This is a genomic window from Sphingomonas sp. (genome assembly GCF_031361285.1).
In the GTDB taxonomy this organism is placed as follows: Bacteria; Pseudomonadota; Alphaproteobacteria; order Sphingomonadales; family Sphingomonadaceae; genus Sphingomicrobium.
Window position 1 is genome coordinate 1 of the sequence record NZ_JANMCO010000111.1, and the last position, 3,416, is coordinate 3,416.

Here is a 3,416-nt window from a genome sequence, read left to right on the forward strand (position 1 = left end):
AGGTAAAACGCGACTGGGCGGGGTTGCCCTTCACTGGTTGCATGACTTCCCTTACTGCGACGCGCTGGGCTTGAAATAGGTGTTGCCCTATAGGATTGACGACGACTTATGCAACAGGTGTTTCACTGTGCTGGATGACGACGGCTTGGAATGGCTTCTGTTCATGGCCCAGCTTCCGGCCGAGCCATCGAGCGCGCGCGTGGCGATGTGGCGCAGGCTCAAATCGGCCGGCGCGACGACCCTGTTGACCGGGACTTGGGTGCTGCCGGCAAGACAAGGAAACGCCGCCATGCTCGGAGAGCTTGCCGAAACCGTGCGGGGCCAAGGCGGGTTGGCCGCGCTGTTCTCTGGTCACCAAATTGACGGAGTGACTTCGGAGGAAATCGTCAGGCGCTTCCGTGCTGATCGCGCTCGCGAGTTTGACGAGTTTGCGACGCGTGCGCACGGTCTGCTGGCGGAGATCGATAAGGAAACTCGCGCCGAGAAGTTCAGCTTCGCTGAATTGGAGGAAATCGAGGACGACCTCGAGAAATTGACTGTCTGGCTCGCAAAGATCGCCGCTCGCGACTTCTTTCCCAATGAGCGGCAGGCCGAAGCATCGGCGATGTTGGCAACCTGCCGCGAGGCAACGCGCGCGTTTGCGGAGACGACCTATGATCGAGAGGGTGCAGATAAGGGGCTCTCCGAATAAGCGGACGACTAGGGCGACGAGGCCGAGATGCGCTTCTGGACGATGTACGCCACCTGATCGCGCGGGCTCTTGGAATCACGCGAAATTGAAGCTGATGCTGAGGCGGTGGCCCTTGCCGCTGCCCGGAAGCACCTCGTGCCGCAGCCAGCTTTCCCACAACAGGAGTAGGCCGGGGTGGGGCTCTATGCTGATAAAGGTGTCGGGGCGAAGGGGAGCGGCCATCATCAGCGGCAGGCGCGGGTCTTCGAAGCGGATCGCGCCGGAGCCGGGGGGCGCTTCGACGTAAAGCGTGCCGGACAGGATGCTGTGCGGATGGATGTGTCCACTGTGCTGCCCACCGGATTTCAACAGATTGACCCACAGGCTGTCGAGGCGGGGCTTGCGTGGGCTGTCGAACGCGCAGTCCCTAGCAAATGCCGTCGCATGCCGAACGAGAAGCCGAGCGAGTTCGGCAAAGGTCGGGTCGCGCTTGGGCAGGTCGTTCAAGGACGCGTAGCTGGTGTAGCCGGGATAGCGATGCTCGGCGCTCCAGCGCCGCCCGGCGATATCCTCGGCGGCCAGGCCGCGGATTGCCTGCGCCGCATCGCCAATCAGGGCGGCTGAGCCGAGCTCCGCCTCGTAAAGGCGGGTCGCAAACAGGGTTCGAACGGACATTGCAGCGTCCTTGTCGGCAAGGGACAGACAGCGCAAGCGCATGTTTCCCTTGCTCTTGGTGTGACGCGCTCGGTAAGATTTTGCCCGGCTCCGGAGAATCTCGCGAACATGCCGCATGTTTTTGTTTCCTATGCGCGTTCCTCCGACGCCGAGGCGCGGCAGGTCGCCGAGGCTTTGCGTTCGCTTGGCCACGAGGTTTGGCGCGACGACGAATTGCCGGCTCACCGCGCTTATAGCGAGGTGATCGAGGAGCGGCTCAACGCCGCCGGGGCGGTGATCGTTTTGTGGTCGTCCGAGGCGGTCAAATCGCAATGGGTGCGGGCCGAAGCCGATGTTGCACGCGCAAAAGGGACGCTGATCCAGGCCAGCGTCGACGGCACCGTCCCTCCGATACCGTTCAACCAGATTCAGTGCGCCGACCTTGGGGATTGGGACGGGAATCGCGAAGCGCCCGGATGGCGCAAGATCGCCGGCAGCGTCGCCACGCTGATCGGTCCAGGCGACGTTCAGTCGGGGCCAGCCAAGCGGTCGAACAAGCTGTCGATCTGCGTGCTGCCGTTCGCCAACATGAGCGGCGATGCCGAGCAGGAATATTTCAGCGACGGCATCAGCGAAGATATCACCACCGATCTGTCGAAGATTTCCGCGCTGGCGGTGACCGCGCGCAATTCGGCGTTCACGTTCAAAGGCCAGGCGGTCGACGTGTGCGACGTCGCGCAAAAGCTCGGCGTCGGCCATGTCCTGGAGGGCAGTGTGCGCAAGGCCGGAAGCCGCGTGCGGATCACCGCCCAGCTGATTGACGGCGCCACCGGCGACCATCTCTGGGCCGAGCGCTACGACCGCGACCTGACCGATATCTTCGCCATCCAGGACGAGATTTCGAAGGCGATTGTCGCGGCGCTCAAGCTTAAGCTATTGCCAGACGAAAAGAAGGCGATTGAGCAGCGCGGCACGACCAACGCCGACGCGTACAATTTCTACTTGATGGCCCGCAAATATTGGGTCTCCGGGAACTACGGAGATATCAAGCGCGAGCAGCGCGTGGTTCGGCTCGCCAGGCGCGCGGTGGAAATCGATCCCAATTATGCGCAAGCCTGGGCCCTGATGGCGCTCGCACAGGTCAGCCTGACCTATTATTTCGCTGTTTCTGGGGAGGATGGCGAAGCATCGGCCGACCGGGCCTTGTCGATCGATGCCACGATTCCAGACGCTTATGCCGCCAAAGGCCAAATCGCTCGTGAACGGGGAGAGTTTGACGATGCCAACCGGCTGATCGCGAAGGCACTCCAACTCGGCCCGGAATCTTGGGAGGTCCACTGCGAAGCAGCAAAGCTAGCGACTGCCCAGCGCAAGACTGCCGAGGCTGCGCGACATTATGAAAAGGCCGTCGAGCTCATCGAGACCGACTTCCATTCATGGGCGATGCTCGTCATGTGCTATCAGGCTTTGGGCGACCGCGAAGGCGTGGTTCGTTGCGCCGAAATGATGCATTCCCAATCGGAAAAAGTTCTCGCCGAAGATCCGAGCAACGGCGCGGCGCTCGGGATTTGCGCGGGTGGACATGCGATCTTGGGCAACCGCGACCGTGCCATGGAGACGATTGAACGGGCATTGTTGATCGACCCCGACAATTTCAACATGCGCTATAATTTCGGGTGCGTGCTCAGCGCCTACCTCAACGAGCGAGATGCCTCGCTTGATCTGCTCGAACCGGCTTTAGCCCAGGCAAATCTAACGCTTGTCAATTCGGCTATAGTCGATCCCGATCTTGATTTTCTTCGAGGCAATCCACGGTTTGAAAGAGCGCTTGCGGACGCCGTCAAACGGCTGGGCCTCAATGTCGCTACTACTGATCCGCCTGCAACCTCAGCGCCACCTCGCTCATGAAGCGGGCGTCGTCGCCGTCGGCGAGCCACTCGGCCTCGGCGGCGATGGCGGCGAGCAGATCGGAAAGCGGCTCCATCTCCGACTTGGCGTAATTGCCGAGCACGTAGTTGGTCACCTTGTCCTTGTGGCCGGGGTGGCCGATGCCGATGCGGACGCGGCGGAAATCGGGCCCGAGGCTGGCATC

The 3,416-nt window shown here is 61.9% G+C and carries 3 protein-coding genes and 1 pseudogene; 2 read left to right on the top strand and 2 right to left on the bottom strand.

Translation table 11 applies throughout. The features are described from left to right. Nucleotides 1-127: 127 nt before the first annotated feature. Nucleotides 128-691, top strand: coding sequence for a Chromate resistance protein ChrB (locus RMO25_RS10150; protein WP_309662488.1), 564 nt, complete (start codon nt 128-130; stop codon nt 689-691). 75 nt (nt 692-766) lie between these two features. Here the strand turns inward: RMO25_RS10150 and RMO25_RS10155 are convergent, their stop codons facing one another. Continuing rightward, nucleotides 767-1,345, bottom strand: coding sequence for a TIGR02466 family protein (locus tag RMO25_RS10155; protein ID WP_309662489.1), 579 nt, complete (start codon nt 1,343-1,345; stop codon nt 767-769). A 108-nt stretch (nt 1,346-1,453) separates the two neighbouring features. Here RMO25_RS10155 and RMO25_RS10160 point away from each other — a divergent pair, with 108 nt between their 5' ends. Continuing rightward, complete coding sequence (locus RMO25_RS10160; RefSeq protein ID WP_309662490.1) at nt 1,454-3,232, top strand: TIR domain-containing protein; 1,779 nt, start codon at nt 1,454-1,456, stop codon at nt 3,230-3,232. Here the strand turns inward: RMO25_RS10160 and RMO25_RS10165 are convergent. Beyond that, a pseudogene (locus RMO25_RS10165) lies at nt 3,192-3,416 on the bottom strand (aminoacyl-tRNA hydrolase); the annotation flags it as partial. The gene RMO25_RS10160 and the pseudogene RMO25_RS10165 overlap by 41 nt on opposite strands.